At 62.4% G+C, this 19,354-nt stretch carries 21 protein-coding genes; 12 read left to right on the top strand and 9 right to left on the bottom strand.

Annotated features, from left to right (window positions below):
- Positions 1-131 precede the first annotated feature (131 nt).
- Positions 132-1,520: a Si-specific NAD(P)(+) transhydrogenase gene (gene sthA / locus NKH91_RS18975; RefSeq protein WP_352845133.1), complete on the top strand. Its 1,389-nt coding sequence runs from the start codon at positions 132-134 to the stop codon at positions 1,518-1,520.
- Positions 1,521-1,529: 9 nt separating this feature from the next.
- Here sthA and NKH91_RS18970 read toward each other — a convergent pair whose 3' ends face one another.
- A complete protein-coding gene (locus NKH91_RS18970) occupies positions 1,530-2,381 on the bottom strand; it encodes an alpha/beta hydrolase (RefSeq protein ID WP_352717557.1) in 852 nt (283 codons plus the stop codon).
- Between the two features lie 28 nt (positions 2,382-2,409).
- On the opposite strand from NKH91_RS18970, the gene NKH91_RS18965 reads away from it, so the two are divergent.
- On the top strand, positions 2,410-3,585 hold the full coding sequence (locus NKH91_RS18965) for an OpgC family protein (RefSeq protein WP_352845132.1): 1,176 nt from the start codon (positions 2,410-2,412) through the stop codon (positions 3,583-3,585).
- A gap of 24 nt (positions 3,586-3,609) precedes the next feature.
- Here the strand turns inward: NKH91_RS18965 and NKH91_RS18960 are convergent, their stop codons facing one another.
- A complete protein-coding gene (locus NKH91_RS18960; protein ID WP_352845131.1) occupies positions 3,610-4,692 on the bottom strand; it encodes a LacI family DNA-binding transcriptional regulator in 1,083 nt (360 codons plus the stop codon).
- A 166-nt stretch (positions 4,693-4,858) separates the two neighbouring features.
- Here NKH91_RS18960 and NKH91_RS18955 point away from each other — a divergent pair, with 166 nt between their 5' ends.
- Positions 4,859-5,002, top strand: coding sequence for a hypothetical protein (locus NKH91_RS18955; protein ID WP_352845129.1), 144 nt, complete (start codon positions 4,859-4,861; stop codon positions 5,000-5,002).
- A 63-nt stretch (positions 5,003-5,065) separates the two neighbouring features.
- On the top strand, positions 5,066-5,209 hold the full coding sequence (locus NKH91_RS18950; RefSeq protein ID WP_352845127.1) for a hypothetical protein: 144 nt from the start codon (positions 5,066-5,068) through the stop codon (positions 5,207-5,209).
- 51 nt (positions 5,210-5,260) lie between these two features.
- Here the strand turns inward: NKH91_RS18950 and NKH91_RS18945 are convergent, their stop codons facing one another.
- Both NKH91_RS18945 and NKH91_RS18940 read right to left on the bottom strand, forming a co-directional pair.
- Positions 5,261-5,632: a DUF423 domain-containing protein gene (locus NKH91_RS18945; protein WP_352845125.1), complete on the bottom strand. Its 372-nt coding sequence runs from the start codon at positions 5,630-5,632 to the stop codon at positions 5,261-5,263.
- A 53-nt stretch (positions 5,633-5,685) separates the two neighbouring features.
- The gene (locus tag NKH91_RS18940; protein ID WP_352845124.1) at positions 5,686-6,948 is read right to left on the bottom strand and encodes a multidrug efflux MFS transporter; all 1,263 of its coding nucleotides are present in this window, start codon (positions 6,946-6,948) and stop codon (positions 5,686-5,688) included.
- Between the two features lie 180 nt (positions 6,949-7,128).
- On the opposite strand from NKH91_RS18940, the gene NKH91_RS18935 reads away from it, so the two are divergent.
- Together NKH91_RS18935 and NKH91_RS18930 are read left to right on the top strand one after the other, a co-directional pair.
- Positions 7,129-7,791 (top strand): GntR family transcriptional regulator, encoded by a 663-nt coding sequence (locus tag NKH91_RS18935; protein ID WP_352845122.1) that lies wholly within the window; start codon positions 7,129-7,131, stop codon positions 7,789-7,791.
- 96 nt (positions 7,792-7,887) lie between these two features.
- A complete protein-coding gene (locus NKH91_RS18930; protein ID WP_023674477.1) occupies positions 7,888-8,145 on the top strand; it encodes a DUF982 domain-containing protein in 258 nt (85 codons plus the stop codon).
- 52 nt (positions 8,146-8,197) lie between these two features.
- On the opposite strand, the gene NKH91_RS18925 is transcribed toward NKH91_RS18930, so the two are convergent.
- Positions 8,198-8,356 (bottom strand): hypothetical protein, encoded by a 159-nt coding sequence (locus NKH91_RS18925; protein WP_292656176.1) that lies wholly within the window; start codon positions 8,354-8,356, stop codon positions 8,198-8,200.
- A gap of 123 nt (positions 8,357-8,479) precedes the next feature.
- A complete protein-coding gene (locus NKH91_RS18920; RefSeq protein WP_023717264.1) occupies positions 8,480-9,523 on the bottom strand; it encodes an aldo/keto reductase in 1,044 nt (347 codons plus the stop codon).
- 280 nt (positions 9,524-9,803) lie between these two features.
- Between NKH91_RS18920 and ppk2 the strand changes: the two genes are divergently transcribed.
- Complete coding sequence (ppk2, locus tag NKH91_RS18915) at positions 9,804-10,724, top strand: polyphosphate kinase 2 (RefSeq protein ID WP_023717265.1); 921 nt, start codon at positions 9,804-9,806, stop codon at positions 10,722-10,724.
- Positions 10,725-10,775: 51 nt separating this feature from the next.
- Here ppk2 and NKH91_RS18910 read toward each other — a convergent pair whose 3' ends face one another.
- The 3 genes from NKH91_RS18910 to NKH91_RS18900 form a co-directional block, all read right to left on the bottom strand.
- The gene (locus NKH91_RS18910) at positions 10,776-11,423 is read right to left on the bottom strand and encodes a dihydrofolate reductase family protein (RefSeq protein WP_023717266.1); all 648 of its coding nucleotides are present in this window, start codon (positions 11,421-11,423) and stop codon (positions 10,776-10,778) included.
- Positions 11,424-11,822: 399 nt separating this feature from the next.
- Complete coding sequence (gene hemB / locus NKH91_RS18905; protein ID WP_023717267.1) at positions 11,823-12,854, bottom strand: porphobilinogen synthase; 1,032 nt, start codon at positions 12,852-12,854, stop codon at positions 11,823-11,825.
- An 87-nt stretch (positions 12,855-12,941) separates the two neighbouring features.
- Positions 12,942-13,763 (bottom strand): DUF2066 domain-containing protein, encoded by an 822-nt coding sequence (locus NKH91_RS18900; RefSeq protein ID WP_023717268.1) that lies wholly within the window; start codon positions 13,761-13,763, stop codon positions 12,942-12,944.
- 196 nt (positions 13,764-13,959) lie between these two features.
- Here NKH91_RS18900 and NKH91_RS18895 point away from each other — a divergent pair, with 196 nt between their 5' ends.
- The 5 genes from NKH91_RS18895 to glyA all read left to right on the top strand — a co-directional run bounded on the left by NKH91_RS18895 (position 13,960) and on the right by glyA (position 19,349).
- Entirely contained in the window at positions 13,960-15,003 is a 1,044-nt protein-coding gene (locus tag NKH91_RS18895; RefSeq protein ID WP_352717548.1) for an enoyl-CoA hydratase/isomerase family protein, read from the top strand.
- On the top strand, positions 15,000-15,422 hold the full coding sequence (locus NKH91_RS18890; RefSeq protein WP_023717270.1) for a DUF6163 family protein: 423 nt from the start codon (positions 15,000-15,002) through the stop codon (positions 15,420-15,422). Before NKH91_RS18895 ends, NKH91_RS18890 begins: the two co-directional genes overlap by 4 nt.
- 202 nt (positions 15,423-15,624) lie before the next feature.
- Positions 15,625-16,140, top strand: a complete 516-nt coding sequence (ldtR, locus tag NKH91_RS18885; protein WP_023674486.1) for a transcriptional regulator LdtR — start codon at positions 15,625-15,627, stop codon at positions 16,138-16,140.
- Positions 16,141-16,478: 338 nt separating this feature from the next.
- Positions 16,479-17,732: a L,D-transpeptidase family protein gene (locus NKH91_RS18880; protein ID WP_023717271.1), complete on the top strand. Its 1,254-nt coding sequence runs from the start codon at positions 16,479-16,481 to the stop codon at positions 17,730-17,732.
- 303 nt (positions 17,733-18,035) lie between these two features.
- Complete coding sequence (glyA, locus tag NKH91_RS18875; RefSeq protein WP_352845118.1) at positions 18,036-19,349, top strand: serine hydroxymethyltransferase; 1,314 nt, start codon at positions 18,036-18,038, stop codon at positions 19,347-19,349.
- Positions 19,350-19,354: the final 5 nt, after the last annotated feature.

Raw genomic sequence — 19,354 nt, 5'->3', positions numbered from 1 at the left:
AGATCGAACCATTCGCCACCGTAGATGGTGACGGAGTGCCCGGCGCCGTCTGACTTGTTGAATTCATGGCGCGGATAGCGTTAGCTTGCTGCGGCGCAACAAAAGGTGCCGAGCCGAGGGAACGGGGCGACATGGACTACGACATGCTGGTCATCGGCAGCGGCCCATCCGGGCGCCGCGCCGCGGTGCAGTCGGCCAAGCTCGGCAAGTCGGTGCTGGTGGTCGACAGAGGTCGTCGTCTTGGCGGCGTGTCGGTACACACTGGCACCATACCGTCGAAGACGTTGCGCGAGACGGTGCTCAACCTCTCGGGCTGGCGTGAGCGCGGCTTTTATGGACGCGGCTACCGGGTCAAGCAGGACATTTCGGTCGGCGATCTGGTCGAGCGCCTGCACAAGACGCTCGACCACGAGGTCGAGGTGCTGCAGCACCAGTTCATGCGCAACACGGTCAAGAGCGCTCGCGCCGCGGTAAAATTCCTTGGCCCCAACAAGGTCAGCCTGACCACCGACACCGGCGACTACAGCGAGGTTGGCTTCGCCCATGCGCTGATCGCGGTCGGCACACGGCCGCACCGGCCGCGCGACGTGCCGTTCGACAAGACACGGATATTCGACAGTGACGAGATGCTGGAGCTCGACCGGCTGCCGCGCACGCTGACGGTGATCGGCGCCGGCGTCATCGGCGTCGAATATGCGACGATCTTTTCGGCGCTCGACGTTCCGGTGACGCTGGTCGAGCCGCGCAATACCATATTGGATTTCGTCGACCGCGAGATCGTCGACGACTTCATCCATCAGATGCGCGACCGCGGCATGACCATCCGCTTAGGCAGCGCCGTCAAGGAGATCGCCTCCAAACCCGATTATGCCGAGGTGATGCTGGCAGACGGCCGCACCATACGTTCCGAGATGGTGCTTTATGCTGCCGGGCGTACCGGCAATGTCGGCAGCCTGGGCTTGGAAGCGGTCGGCATCGAGTCCGATTCCAGAGGCCGCATCAAGGTCGATCCGCAGACCTTCCAGACCAGCGCGTCCAACATCTATGCCGCCGGCGACGTCATCGGTTTTCCGAGCCTGGCCTCGACCTCGATGGAGCAGGGCAGGGTGGCCGCTTGCCACGCGTTTGGCGTGCCGTTGCCGCCGCCGCCCGAAACCTTTCCCTACGGCATCTACGCCGTGCCGGAAATCTCCACCGTCGGCCAGTCGGAGGAGCAGGTGCGCGAGAGTGGTGCTGCCTACGAGGTCGGCGTGGCGCGGTTTCGCGAGACATCGCGCGGCCACATCATGGGCGTCAATACCGGCTTCCTGAAGCTTCTGTTCTCGATCGAAACACGCCGTCTGCTCGGCGCCCATATCGTCGGCGAGGGCGCGACCGAACTCATCCACATTGGCCAGGCGGTCATCAATCTCGGCGGCACCGTCGACTTCTTCGTCAACAACACCTTCAACTATCCGACGCTGGCCGAAGCCTACAAGATCGCCGGGCTGGACGCCTGGAACCGCATGGGGCGAGGATAGCTTCGAGGCTCATCGATCTGACGTTGCAACGGCGACCGCAGGATCCGCCAGCCATTGCCTGACGATCTCGGCGTCCGGATCGCCGATTTCATGGCCGGAGGCAATGGTGTGGGTCTCGACCTTGGCGCCATGCGAACTCAGCAGGGCGGCCAACACCGGCGCGAATGGCGCATAGGTCAGGTCGGCGGCGCCGGCGATGATCAACGCCCGCGCCTTCGACAGGTCGGCCGGCGGCACCTCGTCAAGCACCGGCATCGGACGCAGCAATGCGGCGCGCTCGATCAGGCCCGGATGCAGCAGCATGACGCTTGAGACCAGATTCGCGCCGTTCGAATAACCGACAAAGGTCGCGCGGCTGAGATCGAAGCGGTGGCGCTTCGCGATGCCGTCGACGAAGCCCGCGAATGCGTCCGCCTCCGCACGGATGCTCGTCTGTTCGAAACGCGTCGGGGTGATTCGTGTGAACCAGCGGAACCCGCCCTCCTGAGGGATGCGGCCACGGACCGCAACCAGCGCCGCATGCGGCGCGATTTGCCGACCAAGCGGCAGCAAGGTCGTCTCATCGACTCCCGATCCATGCTGCAGGAACAGCCAGTCACCGGGTAAATTGGCGGGTCGATGGAGCCGGTAGAAAAAGCCTGAATTTTCCTGCAAAATACCGTCTTCGAGGCTCTCCTCGGCCATAGTCACATCCTTTTGATTTCGCGTTACTTTCGTTAATTTGCCGGCTTCAAAACGAAATATTTTCAAGCTCCGCGAAAGTTGATTGAACCGGGCGCATTTCAGTCCGTTTCTTTGCCGATATAATCCCCCCGCGGGAGGGATCGAAGCAGTGTGCGCCGGGTGGTCGCATGCCGGCATGAACAACCAGCTTTAAGGCCTTTTATCGATGACCATGCCAGTTTCGCCGGAACGCGATACGCGTATTGACGTGTTCCGGGCTCTCGCCCTCCTGACCATATTCATCGACCATGTGCCGGGCACCGTTTTCGAAACCCTGACCTACAAGAATTTCGGGTTTTCGGATGCGGCCGAGGCCTTCGTGCTGATCTCCGGCATGTCCGTCGCTCTCGCCTACGGCACCAAATTCCAGCCGGGAAACCGGCTGATTGCAACGCTGAAAATGTGGCGCCGCGCCGGCGTGCTCTATATCACCCACATCGTCACGACGATGGTGGTCATGGCTATCTTCTGCGCGGCGGCGGTGTTTGCGAAACGGCCGGACCTTCTGACGCTGATCAACATCGAGCCGCTCGTCAGAAACCCGCCACAAGTCCTGGTCGGCATCGTCACGCTCGGCCATCAGCTCGGTTACAACAACATACTGCCGGTCTATGCAGCGCTGCTGTTGATGGCGCCGGCCTTCCTGCTGTTCATCAGCTATCGGCCACTGGCGGCGCTTGCCGTATCCGCAGCCCTTTGGCTGCTTGCCGGAATCTACCAGATCGCGCCACCGAACTACCCGGAGCCCGGGTTCTGGTTCCTCAATCCGCTGTCATGGCAATTGCTGTTCAATATCGGCATGGCCAGCGTGTTGCATGTGCGGCGCGGCGGCACCATCCCGGTCAATCGCTGGCTGGTCGGCGCCGCCGCCGCCTATGTGCTCACGGCGCTCGTCTGGGTGCACAGCCCGCTGTGGGGGCATGTGTCATGGCTCGACCTGCCGGTGGTGCTGACCGGTTTCGACAAGACATTCCTGTCGTTGCCGCGACTGCTGCACATCCTGGCGATGAGCTACCTGGTCGTCGCCTTGCCTTCCGTCTCGAACCTGTTCCGCACCGGTCGTGACAATCCGCTCGCCATATTGGGCAAACGCTCGTTGCCGGTTTTCATTGCCGGAACGGTGATTGCCATGGCGGCGCAAGTGATGAAGCTGATCAACCCGGGCGGCATTGCCTATGACAGTCTGCTGCTCGCCGCCGGCATCGCCATGCAGTTCGCGCTCGCCTTCTATCTGGAGTGGCTGTCTGCCATCGGCTGGTCCGGAAAGGGCAAGCCGGTCCGCAACGAGGCGGCCCGCTCGTCCTTTGAAATTGGGCCGATGGCCGCGCAAGCGAACCGATAAACCTGGACGCTCGATCTGCCGGCCTCAAGCTATGCTCGGCGGCGGTCCGGACGATGCCCTGACGACAAGTTCGACGTCGAGCGTTTCTCGCCGCACCGTGCCGTCGAAGTCGAGGATTCTTCGCGCTGCCCGGCGGCCGATCTCGGCGATCGGCTGGGCGATGGTGGTGAGCGGAGGCTCGCAAATTGCGGCTTCAGGCACGCCGTCGAAGCCGACGACGGAAACATCGCGGGGAACCGTGATACCCCGTGCGCTGAGCCATTCCAATGCCACCATTGCGATCCGGTCCGACATCGCCAGGATGGCGGTCGGCGGTTCCGCCGAGGCGAAGATGGTTTCGAGACCAGCCCTTGTGCTCGCCTTGTCGTTTTCGGTCTCGTAGACCGGCACCTTGGCGGTGTCGACACCAAATTGGGAAAGCTCTTCGAAATAGCCGAGGAGGCGGTCACGGGTTCCGGTATACGACGCTGTCCGGACCTGCTCGGGCGAGACAAGACCGGTGCTGTCGTCGGCGAAGGCCAGCGACAACACGGCGAAGCGGCGATGTCCAAGTACCGCCAGATGGTGCGCCGCGAGCCGGCCGCCGGCAACATTGTCGATACTGATCGCCGAGACCGTGTCGTCCTGCGAGCTGAACTCGAGCGCAACGAAGGGCAGCTTTCGTTCGCGCGTCAGCTCGACGAGACGCGGACCGCCCTCGATGCAGAACAGGATGAAGCCGTCGACCAAGGCGCTCTGGATGTTCCAGGCAAGTTTTTCCTCGTTGCCAGCCGACACCAGAGCAATTCCCGCGCCGGTGGCGTCGCAGGCCTCCGAAATGCCGGCCATCATCACGCGGGCAAAGGGGTCGTCAAAGAAATAGGACAGCGGCTCGGTGGTGGCGACGCCGATCGCATTGACCTTGCCGGCACGCAGCAGGCGGCCCTTGGGATCGGGGCCGGCATAGCCCAGCGCCTCGGCCGCCGCCTTGACCCGCTCGCGGACTTCCTCGCGCACGATTTCGGGACGGCTGAAGACATTGGAGGCAGTGCCGTGTGATACGCCCGCGGCTTTGGCGATGTCGGCCAGCCGGATGGGCCTCCTGCTGCCTTCGGTGAGTGATGCCATGTGTTTGTCTCCGGGATTCCGGTCCAACAGTATCGCCGATTACCTAACACCTTCCTTGGATCGATTCAAATTTTTGCTTGACATTTATGGTGCGGCGCGTATTCTTTGAATCGATCCAAGAGCGTTTTTCGTTCTACCGATTGGATCGATACAAGAGGAGAGTGCCATGCACCCCGTCAATTATCTGTTCGAGGACATTTACCGGAACGACTGGAGCATCCGCGCGAGCGCGGAGGCCCGGAAGCGGCGCGACAGGACCGGTCCGTGGATTCGCGACCTGCGTTTCCTGAAGCGACGCGAGTGGAGCTGATTGGCAGCGCATTTTTTCGCCTGCTGATTGGATCGATTCAAATAAGCTAGAGGAGATTAAGCCATGCACCCGGTCAAGCATCTGTTCGAAGACATCTATCGCAATTATTGGGGCATCTCGCCGGCAACCGAACGGCCGGAGCGACGGCGTGTGGTCAAGACGACCAGGCGCGACGGGCAAGTCCGGCTCGAACGTCCGCGAGACTGAGCTGGCAAGACAGAGCTCGTGGATCGAGGGCGGCCGCCATTGGTTGCCGCATCAATGGCGGCGCGGACGCACCAGCGCCGAGGCGGCCATCACCAGCCAGCCGCCGATCAGCAAGGTGCCGCCGATCGGCGCCGACATCGGGAACAGCCGCGAGCCAAGGAAGTCGCGAGCGAGGAGATCTCCCGAGAACAGCAGAAGCCCGACGAGGAGGATGAGGCTTCCGCTTCGCAGGATGATATTTCCTCCGAGCAGCCCGACGACAAGGAAGACCGGCGCATGCATGAGCAGGAAGGACGCGGCCGTGCCGACGAAAGCGCCGCCGAGATGTGCCGACGCCGCCGAAAGCACCACGCCGGTTGCGCCGCATAGGCCGCCGGCAAATATCAGAATGCGGCCGCCTGCCGCGTGTTCATCCGTGCTCATTTCCACGCCTCCGTAATTGCTGGCGACCGCCTGAGATAGCGCTGCGAACCGTGTCAGGATTTGCCGGCTTCCGCCAGCATGTCGCGTTCGCGGCGCGACTGGACCAGCCAGTTATAGGCTGCTCCGCCTGCCATCAGCACGGATGTGCCGAGAAACACCGCGCGCATGCCGAAATGGCCACCAACGAAGCCGCCGAGCAGCGGTCCGGCGACCTGACCGACATATTGCGCCGAGATCGACAAGCCCAGCACATTACCGCCGACGCCGTCGGGCACATTGTGGCGGATGACGCTGGTGATGCAGGGCAAAAGACCGCCAAGCGCCACGCCCATCAGGAAACGCAGGCCGACGAGCTGCCAGCCTTGCGTGACGAAGGCCTGCGGGATCAGGAGCAGCGCCGAGACTGCGAGCGCGGCAACGATGACGTTCCAGTGGTGGCCGATACGGTCGGCGAGCTTGCCGAGCCGCGACGCCGACAGGATGGCGCCGAGCGCTGCCGCCGACATGACGATGCCGGAGACCAGCGTGACCTGGCTCTGATCTTGGATGAGCTGCTGGACATAGACGGTGATGATCGGCTCGATCGACATGGTGGCGAAACTCAACAGCATGCCGGTCGCCAGCATGGCGACGACGGGGCGCTTGTCGGGAATTTGCGACCAGCCGCCTTTCGCCTTTTCTTCTGACGCGGCCTTGGCGGCAACCGGGCGAGGGGCCTCCTTGATCAGCAAGGTGGTTGCCAGAAAGGCCAGGAAAATGACGCCGCCGGCGAGCAGGAATGTGGCGCGGATGCCAATCAGCGGCGGCAGCGCGCCGCCGAGCAGCGGACCGACCAGGGCACCGGCCGTGATTCCGGCCGACAGCACGCCCAGCGCCCAGCCGGAGCGATCCTTCGGCGTCTGCATGGCAACCAGGATGGTCGAGCCCGAAGAATAGCCGCCGGCAAAGCCGATCAGCAGGCGCAAGAACACCAATTGCCAGACAGTCTGCACCATGCCGGTCAGCGACATGCACAGCGCCATGCCGAAACTGGCGCGCACCAGCATCAGTTTGCGGCCGTAGCGGTCGCCTAACCGCCCCCACAGGGGTGCGACCAGCGCGGCAGCAAGGAAGGTGGCGCCGTAGGCGATGCCCGACCACTGCACGATCGCCGCATGGCCCTCGGCGCCCAGCTGCTCGACGTAGAGCGGCAGGAAGGGCAACAGCAGCGTCATCGCCGCGAGCGTGCTGAACGAGCCGGCAAAACACACGGCGAGATTGCGACGCCAGTGGACGTTGTGCGTGCCTTGCACGGCGAGGGTGGCGTCTTGCGGCATGTCCTGTCCTGTCCGGCCAGCTCGTATGGGACCTTGCTGTGGATACCATTTTGGGATACCAAACTGGTATCCGTCCTGGACGCAAGGCTGGTCGCTGTCAATGCGGTCCCTGCAAAGTGATCGCCAGTAATGGCCGGTGAGCAGAGGGCCAATGAACCGGCTCCAACAAACGGAACGCCAATGTCGCAGATGCAGAACGTCGAAAAGCAGGTTCGCGAGATGATCCTCGGGCTCGAGATCGGTCCCGGCGAGCGGCTGACGGAGCGCTGGGTCGAAAGCCGCTTCGGCGCCTCGCGCACGCCGGTCAGGGCGGCGTTACTGCGGCTCGAGACCGAAGGCCTGATCTGCCGCGACGGCCGCGGCTGGACGGTCTCGCCCATCAATCTTGCCGAGCTGGAGCAGATCGCCGTCTATCGCGAGGCGGTCGAGGTCGCGGCAGTCAGGCTGACTTGTGCCTTGCAGGACAGGGGTGCCGTCGAAATCATCGAGGCGATGCTCGATTCCTGCGACGACCAGACGCCGCGCGAGGAATGGCATCGCGTCGGCATGGATTTTCATATCGAGCTGGCACGCCTGTCAGGCAACGGGTTCCTGTTCAGAGCGGTTCGCGACGCGATGACGCGCCTGTCGCGCGCCCGATGGCTCGAGGTTCGCGACGAGGCGGCACTTGGCCGTGCCTGGGCCGAACACCATGCCATTCTGTCGGCGGTGCGGGCCGGCGATGCCGATGGGGCCGCCTGCCTGCTTTCATCTCATATCGACGGTAGCCGCGACCGGCTGGTGACGTCGTTGCGCAACGACCGGCGCGGCCTGCGCGCCAGGGGATTTGCCGTCGTCGCTTGAGTGAGGATCGGCGGCCATTGATCACGAAAAAGGCAGATGAGCGAAGAAAGCTACTTTCGGTCTCGCTTCGCAAATGCCGATGGCGTAAGAGCGGCGATGGAAAACAACCGATTTGACACACCCGTGACCGTCAAGGGCGCGGCGGGAAGCAATCAGCTCTTGCGTACGGCCCGCGAGGCTTCCGACTACCTCCTCAACAATTGGCCCGGCAAGCGCAGCCCCAAGCACCGCGAAGCGCTGCAAGCCTGTCATGATGCGCTGGCCGGCGACAAGCCGGCCATGAACGCAAGACGGGCCTTCATTGCCGCCGCCCGCGAAGTGAACGTCTTCGTCAGCGACAAGGCGCCGGCCTGAGGCATAGCGGGGACTTGATCGAGACCCGGGCCGCCTGACAGGCCTGATATCATCACTCGGCCGTTTCGGTGTTGGTTTGGGACTCGCTTTCGCCCTCGGGCTTCGAGCGCTCCTTGGCCGCGACCTTGGCAGCCTGCTTTTCCGCCTTCTTGGCAGCCTTCTGCCGGTCGCGTTCCTTGCGTTCCTGACCGTAGTTCGGTGCTCGTGCCATATCGTTTCCTTTCATTGTGCTTGGCCTTTGCCTAGGAGCATTGGGCCACAAACACAACACCGCAAGGCACGATCGGCTCCATATCTCGTCGCAGTCCGGGGAGCCCCGCTTCAGGGCGTTTTTTCAGGCGCCGTCCCGGTCGAGGACGAGATCGGCGGGCCCGAACCGGTCCTTTGCCGTGAATTGCTGGTGCCAGTAGGGATAGAGCACGGGCGGCCTGCTGACCACGTCGAGGCGTGTGCGCTCCTCATCGCCGAGCACCAGGCTTGCAGCAGCGATATTGTCCTTGAAATGCGCTTCGGTTCGTCCGCCGATCACCAGCGAACTGACGGCGGGCCGGCCAAGCAACCAGGCAAGCGCCACCTGCGCTGCCGACACGCCGTGGTTCTTGCCGATATCGATCAGCACGTCGACGATCCGCCACAGCCGGTCCTCGTCGCGGATCGGCGGTTCCGACCAGCCGCTGAGCTGGCGGGCGGTCGGCTGGTCACGGTGATATTTGCCGGACAGCAATCCGCCGGCGAGCGGGCTCCAGACCAGCACGCCGAGCCCCTGGTCGACCGAGATCGGCAACAATTCATACTCGGCCTCGCGGGCTTCCAGAGTGTAGTGGATCTGCTGGGTGACGAAGCGCGGCTGGTGATGACGGTCACTGATACCGAGCCCCTTCATCACCTGCCAGCCGGAATAATTGGAACAGCCGACATAGCGGACCTTGCCCTGCGCGACCAGCGTGTCGAGCGCGGCGATGGTTTCCTCGAGCGGTGTCAGGCCATCCCACTCGTGCAGGAAATAGATGTCGATGACATCGGTCCTGAGGCGCTTCAGGCTCCTCTCGCATTCGCGGATCAGATGATAGCGCGACAGGCCTTCATCATTGGGGCCTTTGCCGATCCGCATGCGCGCCTTGGAGGCGATCAACACGTCGCCCTTGCGCTTGCCGCCGAGCGCCTCGCCGATGATCTCCTCTGACACCCCGTTCGAATAAACGTTGGCGGTGTCGATGACGTTGATGCCGGCATCGATGCAAAGGTCGATCATCCGGCGCGCCTCGTCGAGATCGGTCTTGCCGACCGCCGAAAACGCGCCGCCGCCGCCGAACGTCATGGTGCCCATGGTCAGCGTCGAAACCTTCAGCCCGGAACGGCCGAGAGTGCGGTATTCCATGTCGTATCCTCATGATTTTATCGGGAAAGGGCGTTTCAAACGACAGCCCTGAATGAACCGGGCATTTGTAGGATAATTCGTTCCGCTTGTCGCCCGTGTTGCAGGGCAACATCGATCACATCTTACGGATTGGACGCGCAGCCAGCGCAACAGCGGCTGCAATAAAACCGTCATTGCTGGCCTATACTAACATCGGTTCAGCGCTTCGATTTCCGGCCGCCGGGCCGGGCGGCAGAGCGCCTGACAGCGGCCGACACGGCCTGTAAGCGGAGCAGCGCAAATGACCGAGATAAAACAGAATTCCCCGGCCAGGGACTGGCTGGAAGCGGAACTCGCCGACACGCTCGACGAAGATTATGAGCTGGAAATCTCTGAGCCGGCGCTGTCGATGGAGATCGCCAAGATCTATAAGAATGCGCATCCGCCATCGATCGACCGCCTGCAATATTTTCGGGATCTAATCACGCTGCAATCCGAATTGATCAAGCTGCAGTCCTGGGTCGCCTATCACAAGAAGAAGCTCGTCGTGGTATTCGAGGGCCGCGACTCGGCGGGCAAGGGTGGCGTCATAAAGCGCATCACCCAGCGGCTCAATCCGCGCATCTGCCGCGTCGTAGCACTACCGGCGCCGACCGAGCGGGAGAAGTCGCAATGGTATTTCCAGCGCTACGTTCCGCATCTGCCGGCCGGCGGTGAGATCGTGCTGTTCGACCGCTCCTGGTACAACCGCTCCGGCGTCGAGCGGGTGATGGGCTTTGCCCAGCCGGATCAGGTCGAGGAGTTCTTTCGCGACGTGCCGGATTTCGAACGCATGCTCCTCCGCTCAGGCATTACGCTTGTCAAATACTGGTTTTCGATCACCGATGAGGAGCAGCAGATGCGCTTTTTGATGCGCATCCACGACCCGATGAAGCAATGGAAATTGTCGCCGATGGACCTCCAGTCGCGCGTGCGCTGGGAGCAGTACACCAAGGCCAAGGAAGAAACCTTCGCCCGCACCAACATCCCGGAAGCTCCCTGGTTCATCGTCGAGGGCAACGACAAGAAGCGGGCGCGGCTGAATTGCATCGACCATCTCCTCAAGCAAATGCCCTATGAGGAGGTGCCGCACGAGGAGATCACACTACCGGAGCGCGTCTTCAATCCCGAATACGAACGTCAGGTGCTGCCGCGCGAACTGTATGTGCCGGAGAAATACTGACTAAAGCAGCGAGGAGGGGCGCTGCCTCCGTGGGCAGCGCCCTGCAACAAGCTAGGCGCGCTCGATGATGACATGCGTGGCCTTCGGCGTCGCGACCTGCTCGCTGCAGCGGTAGCCGAGCTTGGGCATGTCGATGCCGGCAAAAAGGCTCTCGCCTGCGCCGAGCAGGACAGGTGAGATCGCCAGATGCATCTCGTCGATGAGCTTTTCTTTGAGATACTGCCGGATCGTAGAAACGCCACCGCCCAGCCGTACATCCTTGCCGTCAGCCGCTGCTTTCGCCTTCTCCAGCGCTGAGTGGATGCCGTCGGTCACGAAATAGAAGGTCGTGCCGCCCTCCATGACAATGGGATCCCGCTGATGGTGCGTCAGCACGAAGACCGGCACGTGGTATGGCGGATTGTCTCCCCACCAGCCTTTCCAGCTCTCGTCAGGCCACTCGCCGCGGATCGGCCCGAACATGTTGCGGCCGAGGATCCAGGCGCCGACATTCTCGAAGCTGCGCGCGGCGAACGCCTCGTCAGTGTCCGTGGTCCCGCCATCCTTGCCGAGAACCATCTTGCGGAAGGTGCGGGTGCCGAACATCCATTCGTGCAGGGCTTCCCCGCCAACACCCAGCGGGTTCTTCAGGTCTTGGTCGGGACCGGCGCCGAAGCCGTCGATCGACAAGGTGAAAGCGCTGACGCGAAGTTTGGACATGAGAGCCTCCTTGATAACCAATTGTGAGATGCAAGCAGTTATCGGGTAGCTTAACTGATTGCATTTTGCAAGCGGTTTTTTGAATCGCCGGGGCCAATCGCTTCCAAATCATGTTGGAATGACCAATCTCAATGTTGGCGCCGCCCCTCATCCGCCTGCCGGCACCTTCTCCCCGTATAGTGACGGGGCGAAGGGGCTGGCCGCAACCTCGGCGATGTTTTTGCAACGCTGGAGATTGGCGAAATCTTTTGCGAACGCGTCTTTCTCCCCGTCACTATACGGGGAGAAATGCCCGGCAGGGCAATGAGGGGCAGCGCAAACCTGAAGCGATTGCCTGCGGTGGCCATGTCGCGCTTTGGACGAAGGAACGTTACTCGATGTGGGCGCTACGGAGGCGCATCACCCCTTCAGCATCTCAGCCACTTCCGGCGCGAAATAGGTCAGGATGCCGTCGCAGCCGGCGCGCTTGAAGGCCAGCAGCGATTCAAGCATCGCCTTTTCCCCGTCGATCCAGCCATTGGCGGCGGCGGCCTTGATCATCGAATATTCGCCCGACACTTGATAGGCGAAGGTCGGCATCTGCAACTCGTCCTTCAGCCGGCGGATGATGTCGAGATAGGGCAGGCCGGGCTTGACCATCAGCATGTCGGCGCCCTCGGCGAGATCCTGCTCGGCCTCGCGCACCGCTTCGTCGGAATTGGCGTGATCGATGTAATAGGTCTTCTTGTCGCCCTTGAGCAGGCCGGCGGTGCCGACCGCCTCGCGGTAGGGGCCGTAAAAGGCGGATGCGAACTTGGTCGCATAGGACATGATCGCTACATCCTGAAACCCATTGGCGTCCAGCGCATCGCGGATGGCACCGATCCGGCCGTCCATCATGTCCGAGGGGGCGATGATGTCGGCCCCTGCCGCCGCCTGGATGACGGCTGCTGCCGTCACCTGCTCCACCGTTTCATCATTGACGATAATGCCGTCGCGCAAGATGCCGTCATGGCCATGCGAGGTGAACGGGTCCAGCGCCGCGTCGGTGATGATGCCGATCTCCGGCACCGCGCGCTTGATGGCGCGGGTGGCGCGGTTGATGATGTTTTCCGGATCGAGGATGTGCGAACCGGTCTGATCGCGCAGGCCGAGCTCGACATTGGGGAAAGTGGCGATCGCCGGAATGCCAAGCTTAGCCGCGCGCTCAGCCTCCTTGACGGCGAGGTCGAGCGACAGGCGGAAGACGCCGGGCATGGCGGCGATCGGTTCGCGCACTTGTCTGCCGTCGACGACAAAGATCGGCCAGATCAGATCGTCGACCGAGAGCCGGTTCTCCTGGACAAGGCGGCGCGACCAATCGGCCTTGCGCATGCGCCGCAGCCGCCGGCTGCCGGTGATCTCGTCGACGCTGCGCGCGCCGGCAGGCTTTGCAGGGGTGAATTTGTTCATCGCCAAAACTCCGGATCGGGCGACTTTTACCACGAGCCTCCGCTGCTGACCAATGCGACACGATTGTGCCAGCGGTCCTGTCGGGCGCTATTCTGGTTGGCCATTGCCTGACAGGATCTGCGCAGCACCCCGCATGGCGACGCGGAATGCCTCGTCGAAGTTGACGCCGCGCACTTGCCACTTGTAGGTCTTGCCGGCCATGGCAAGCCGCCAATCGGCGATCCAGCCCAACTCCTTGTCGCTCCAGACCAGGCTGCCGGCCAAGAGCTCTTGGTTGCCGACAGTTCTCGCCAGCAATTCGGGTGAGAGCGCACGCACCTGTTCGAAAATCGCCCCGGCTTTTACGAGAGCGGCCTTGCTTGGAATGACGATCTTCATCGCCAACGGTCCGGCTGCCGATTGAAAGGACTCTGCCATATAGGGGCTTTCGTCTCCGTCGCTCGCCAAGACAAAATGCTGGCGTGCATCTTGCACAGCCAGCAGTACCGAGATGATCGGCCGCTCGCCGAGCCACGGCTTGCTGCCGAGCTCAGCAAGCACTTTATCGATCACCGGCGGCGTGTACTGGCAAGTGAGATCGTGCGGCCGGTCGTACGTGCCTTGATCATCATGATTGGGGATACCTTCCATGCGATCGCGATAGCGGAAGCTGCTGACGAAGCTGCCGGCCTTGTCGCGCAGTGCTGTCATCTGAGGTTTCGCCGGCAGGCGCTGGTCGCCGGATACCCGCACCAGCACTTTGTCGAGGCAGACCTTGAAGCCGGCCTGACGATGTTCTTCTCCCTGGCCATTGACGATGGTTTGCGACTGGTAGAGTTCTGCGAGGCTTGTCGCCAAGGCTGGATGGCCAGCCAGGCAGGTGCAGACTAACCCGATTGCCACCAGTGCAAGGCGCGAAAATCGAATCATAGACGACGTCCCCGTCGGTGCCGCGTTGCAACGCGCCTGCCATGACTTTTTCGTCATTACTGCCTGTAGCCGTCGATTGTTAGCACCGGCTTCCGGTCCGGGCCAGAGGCTGCGCTGGCGTGCCCGCCATTGACGCGGCCATGCGCCACGCTTTAGCACTTCCCTCCCGGCGGGCGCGGGGAGGGATTCTCTGGCGATGGATTTTGGCGGAGGCGACGAGATTCGCTTCGAAAGATTGGGCAGGGCCGGCGTCGTCACGCTGACGCGGCCGCAGGCGCTCAATGCCGTGACCCACCGCATGGTCAAAGCGCTGGACAAGGCGCTGCGCAGCTGGGAGCGTGACGACGGCGTTGACGTCGTTGTCGTCAAGGCCGAGGGCAGGGCGTTTTCGGCAGGCGGCGACATCCTTCATATCTACGAGGCCGGCCGGGCAGGAAAGCCTCCGGTCGATTTCTTCGCCGACGAATACCGGCTGAACGCCCGTATCGCCCGTTTCAAAAAACCCTATGTCGCGCTGATCGACGGCATCGTCATGGGCGGCGGCGTCGGCATCTCCTTCCATGGCTCGCAGCGGGTGCTGACCGAGAACGCCCAGTTCGCCATGCCCGAGGTCGGCATTGGCTTTTTCCCGGATGTCGGCGCCAGCCATCTGTTGCCGGATCTCGGCGGCAGCTTCGGCATGTATCTGGCGCTGACCGGCAACCGCATCCGCCATGGCGATGCTTTGTGGTCGGGCCTGGCCACGCATACGATCAGGGCGGAGGATCAAGCTGGCTTTCTCGACCGGCTGGCGGCAAGCGGCGACCCGGAATCGGTGCTGCGCGGCTGCTTCGTCCCGGCCAAACGCGAGACCGACAGGCCGACGCTCGAAGTCATCGCCAGGCATTTCGCGCAGCCGTCGCTGGCCGATATCGTCGCCAGCCTGGAGCGGGCAGCCACTGCCGACGAGTTCGCGGCAAAGACGCTGGCCACCATCCGCACCCGGTCGCCGACCAGCCTGCATGTCGCCTGGCGCCAGATCAGAGCCGGGCAGACGTTGTCGATGGACGAGTGCATGAAAATGGAGTTCCGTATCCTCAACCGCATGCTTGCCGGGCACGACTTCTATGAAGGCATCCGTGCTGCCATCATCGACAAGGGCTCGACGCCGCAATGGCGGCCGACAGGCATCGATAAGGTCAGCGCCGTCGACGTCGATGCCTATTTCGCACCGCTCGGCGAACGGGAACTGAAGTTGTGAGCGAGGCCGCCTCGAGACGCGTGGTGCTGCAGCCCTCGACGGTCGAGGTCATCTTCGCCTGGTTCCAGCGCGTCATCGCCGGCTACTGCCTGCTGTTCGGCATCTTGTACTGGATTCGGCTGATCGGCTTTTACCCCGGCCCCTTATGGCGCTTCGACCTGATGCCGGTGCACTGGCAGGTGGCGGCGGTGGTGCTGGCGGTGTTTTTTCCATTCGCCGCCGCCGGCCTGTGGATGCTGGCGTCCTGGGGGCCGGTGATCTGGTTCATCTGCGCGGTGACCGAGACGGTCATGTATGCCGGCTTCCCAGAGCTGTTCGGCCACCGGCTGCTGATCGTCGCCTCGCACCTTGCGGTGGCGCTGCTCTACATCGTGTTCCGCGTGGTGATCTGGATCCAGAAGCGGCAGGCCCGGCGATAGCAATTCCGGCCAGGACCGGTGGCTAAATCTTTAGGTTAATTATCCTTGCTCGGGTGACCGTCCGTTAAGCCTCTTTCGAAACCCCTTACCGGTAAGCTCTTGTTAGCCTTGGCGTTTAAGTCGAATTTTATGAGTATTCGATAGTGTCGCGATCAAGGTGAAGAACAAAAAATCACCGGGCGACAAACGAGAGGCAAAGACAATGATCAATTCGCGTCCGGCGGCGAAGACCGCCAACGTATCCGATGACCGCCGCGAGGCGATCCGTTCGCTGTACATGGAATCGCTGCAGCTGGTCGAGCGGCTACACCGCCGTCTGCTTGACGTGATCAAGGACGAATTCGACCGCAACGGCCGCTCCGATATCAACGCCATCCAGGCGCTGCTCCTGTTCAACATCGGCAATTCGGAGTTGACGGCCGGCGAGCTGCGCTCGCGCGGCTATTATCTCGGCTCGAATGTCTCCTACAATCTGAAGAAGCTGGTCGATCTCGGCTTCATCAACCACCAGCGCTCGCGCATCGACCGCCGTTCGGTGCGGGTTTCGCTGACGCCGAAGGGCAATGAGGTGGCGGAGGTCGTCGCCGGCCTATATGAGCGCCATGTCGGCTCGATCGAGCAGGTCGGCGGCATCAACACCGAAGAGTTCAAGCAGATGAATCGCGCCCTCCAGCGGCTGGACCGGTTCTGGAACGATACCATCGCTTACCGGATGTAGTCGCACCCGCCGCATAAAAATCCGAAGCTGGACCACGGGAGCGCTGCCGCGGAGCGGACCAAAGGCCGGTGCCGAAAAGCACCGGTCTTTCCGTTTCGTCAGGCCGGCCGATCCAAATTCGAGCAACAGCCACGTTGCCGCCATATTCCAGTGGAACCGAAGATGCGGGTGATGCTGGGGCCAAAGCCGTGCATTTGTCCTGTGCTCAAATCACTTCCCATGTGTTTTTACACCGAAGTGATGCGGGCCATGGTTGGCTAATTGTTAAGAAGCCAACTCTAGAGTGCGGGCGAGACCGCCCGGTAGGTTGAGTTGTAGCAAGAATGTCTGGACCGTCCATGAGAACCAGCCGCCGTTTCTTCCTTTCAGGAGCCTCCGCGCTCGCAGCCGCTATGGTCGCCGGCCGTGCCAGTGCGCAGGATGTGATCGGAGATATCCTGAAATCCTCGGCCCGCGGCAATTGGGACGACCAGTTCGACGCCCGCCCCAGCCAGGGCGGCAAGGTGGCCTCGACGCTGCCGATCTTCAGCCTGCAGACCGTTTCGTTTACCGAGCAGGCGGTCGCGCAATACCAGAACATTGTCGCCCAGGGCGGCTGGGAGCCGGTTCCCGACACCAAGAAATTGCAGCTCGGCGTCGACGATCCCGACGTGGTCCCGCTGCGCAAGCGTCTGATGATTGCGGGCGATCTGGCGCAGAGCGCCGGCATTTCGACAGCCTTCGATTCCTACGTCGACTCCGCGGTCAAGCGCTTCCAGGCGCGCCATGGCCTGCCTGCCGACGGGACGCTGGGCCAATATTCTTATGCCGCGATGAATGTTTCGGCGCCAATTCGGCTCGGCCAGTTGCAGACCAATCTGCAGCGGCTGCGCGAGCGCGCCGGCACGCTGGGCAACCGTTACGTGCTGGTCGACATCCCGGGCGCCCAGATCGAAGCCGTTGAGAACGATCGCGTCGTGCTGCGCCATACCGCAATCGTCGGCAAAATCGACCGGCAGACGCCGATCGTCAATTCCAAGATCAACGAGATCATCGTCAATCCCTACTGGAACGCGCCGGTCTCGATCGTGCGCAAGGACATCATTCCGCTGATGCGGAAGGACCCCAACTATCTCAAGGACAGCCACATCCGTCTGTTCGCGCCGGATGGCAGCGAGGTTGATCCGCTGACCGTCGACTGGTCGACCGACGACGCCGAGAAGTACCGCTTCCGCCAGGATCCGGGCGCTGGCAACGCCATGGCCTCGGTCAAGATCAATTTCCCCAGCCCGGACGGCGTCTACATGCACGACACGCCGCAGCAGAGCCTGTTTGGCAAGATGATGCGCTTCGATTCCTCGGGCTGCGTGCGCGTCCAGAACGTGCGCGACCTCGTCACCTGGATTCTGCGCGATACGCCGGGCTGGAATCGCCAGCACTTCGAGGCGGCGATCAAGAGCGGCGAGAACGTCCCGGTGCAGGTCACCAATCCGGTGGCGGTCTATTTCCTCTACATCTCGGCCTGGTCGACGGGGCCGGGCGTGGTGCAGTTCCGCGACGACATTTACGGCCTCGACGGGGCCAACGAGCTGCAGATCACATCCGCGCTCTAAGCAGCTGAGTTCATTTGCAAAAGGCCGCCGGAAGGGGCGGCCTTTTTTGTTGTCGCCGTCGCGCTCTGAGCTTTGCGCATGATTCCGAAAATCGGTTCGCCACGGACCATATGCAAACCACGCGGCGCTGTTCACCGAGATCACGCTCACCGAGGCCCTGCTGAAGGGTCGGCAGGCAAGGAAATAGAGGCCGCCAGTCTCTCTGGCGCAATCCGGCCAGCAAATTTCGCGCAGCAAACGTGGCGGGCCGAAAGCAACTGTGTTAATGGCGCGACAGACCCCGAACCTTGAGGATTTCAGCCCATGGCAACAGCAGCGGCAGTGTCGAACAAATTCGAATCCTTTTTCGAAACCACGCTTGCCGATGCCGACCCCGAGATTTTCGGGGCCATCCGCAACGAACTCGGCCGCCAGCGCCATGAGATCGAGCTGATTGCCTCGGAAAACATCGTCTCGCGCGCCGTGCTCGAGGCGCAAGGGTCGATCATGACCAACAAATATGCCGAGGGCTATCCGGGCAAGCGCTACTATGGCGGCTGCCAATTCGTCGATGTCGCCGAGGAACTGGCCATCGAACGCGCGAAAAAGCTGTTCGGCTGCAACTTCGCCAACGTCCAGCCGAATTCCGGCAGCCAGATGAACCAGGCGGTGTTCCTGGCGTTGCTGCAGCCCGGCGACACCTTCATGGGCCTCGACCTCAATTCCGGCGGCCACCTGACGCATGGCTCGCCTGTCAATATGAGCGGCAAATGGTTCAAGGTTGTCTCCTATGGCGTGCGCAGGGAAGATCATCTGCTCGACATGGATGCGATCGAGAAGACCGCCCATGAGACCAAGCCGAAATTGATCCTGGCCGGCGGCACCGCCTATTCACGCGTCTGGGACTGGGAGCGTTTTCGCGAGATCGCCGACTCAATCGGTGCCTATCTGATGGTCGACATGGCCCACATCGCCGGCCTGGTCGCCGGCGGCATGCATCCGTCGCCGCTGCCGCACGCCCACGTGGTCACCACCACGACGCACAAATCGCTGCGCGGCCCGCGCGGCGGCATGATCCTTTGCAATGACGAGGACATTGCCAAGAAGATGAACTCGGCCGTCTTCCCCGGCCTGCAGGGCGGACCGCTGATGCATGTCATCGCCGCCAAGGCGGTGGCTCTGGGCGAAGCGCTGAAGCCGAGCTTCAAGATCTACGCGGAGAGCGTCGTTGCCAATGCCAAGGCGCTGGCCTCCAGCCTGCAGGAAACCGGTCTCGACATTGTCTCCGGCGGCACCGACAATCATCTGATGCTGGTCGATCTGCGTCCCAAGAACGCCACCGGCAAGCGCGCCGAAGCTGCCCTTGGCCGCGCCAACATCACCTGCAACAAGAACGGCATCCCCTTCGATCCGGAAAAGCCTTTCGTCACCTCGGGCGTTCGGCTCGGCACGCCGGCCGGCACCACACGCGGCTTCGGCCAGGCCGAGTTCCGTGAGATCGGCAAGCTGATCACCGAAGTGCTGGATGGACTGAAGGTCGCCAATTCCGATGAGGGCAATGCGGCCGTCGAGGCAGCCGTGAAGGCCAAGGTGGCGGCATTGACGGATCGTTTTCCGCTTTATCCGTATCTTGGTTGACCGAC

This window comes from Mesorhizobium sp. M0894 (assembly GCF_040319725.1).
Lineage (GTDB): Bacteria > Pseudomonadota > Alphaproteobacteria > Rhizobiales > Rhizobiaceae > Mesorhizobium.
The sequence above is the reverse complement of the archived record's forward strand: the minus strand, read 5'-3'. Positions and strand labels throughout refer to the sequence as shown.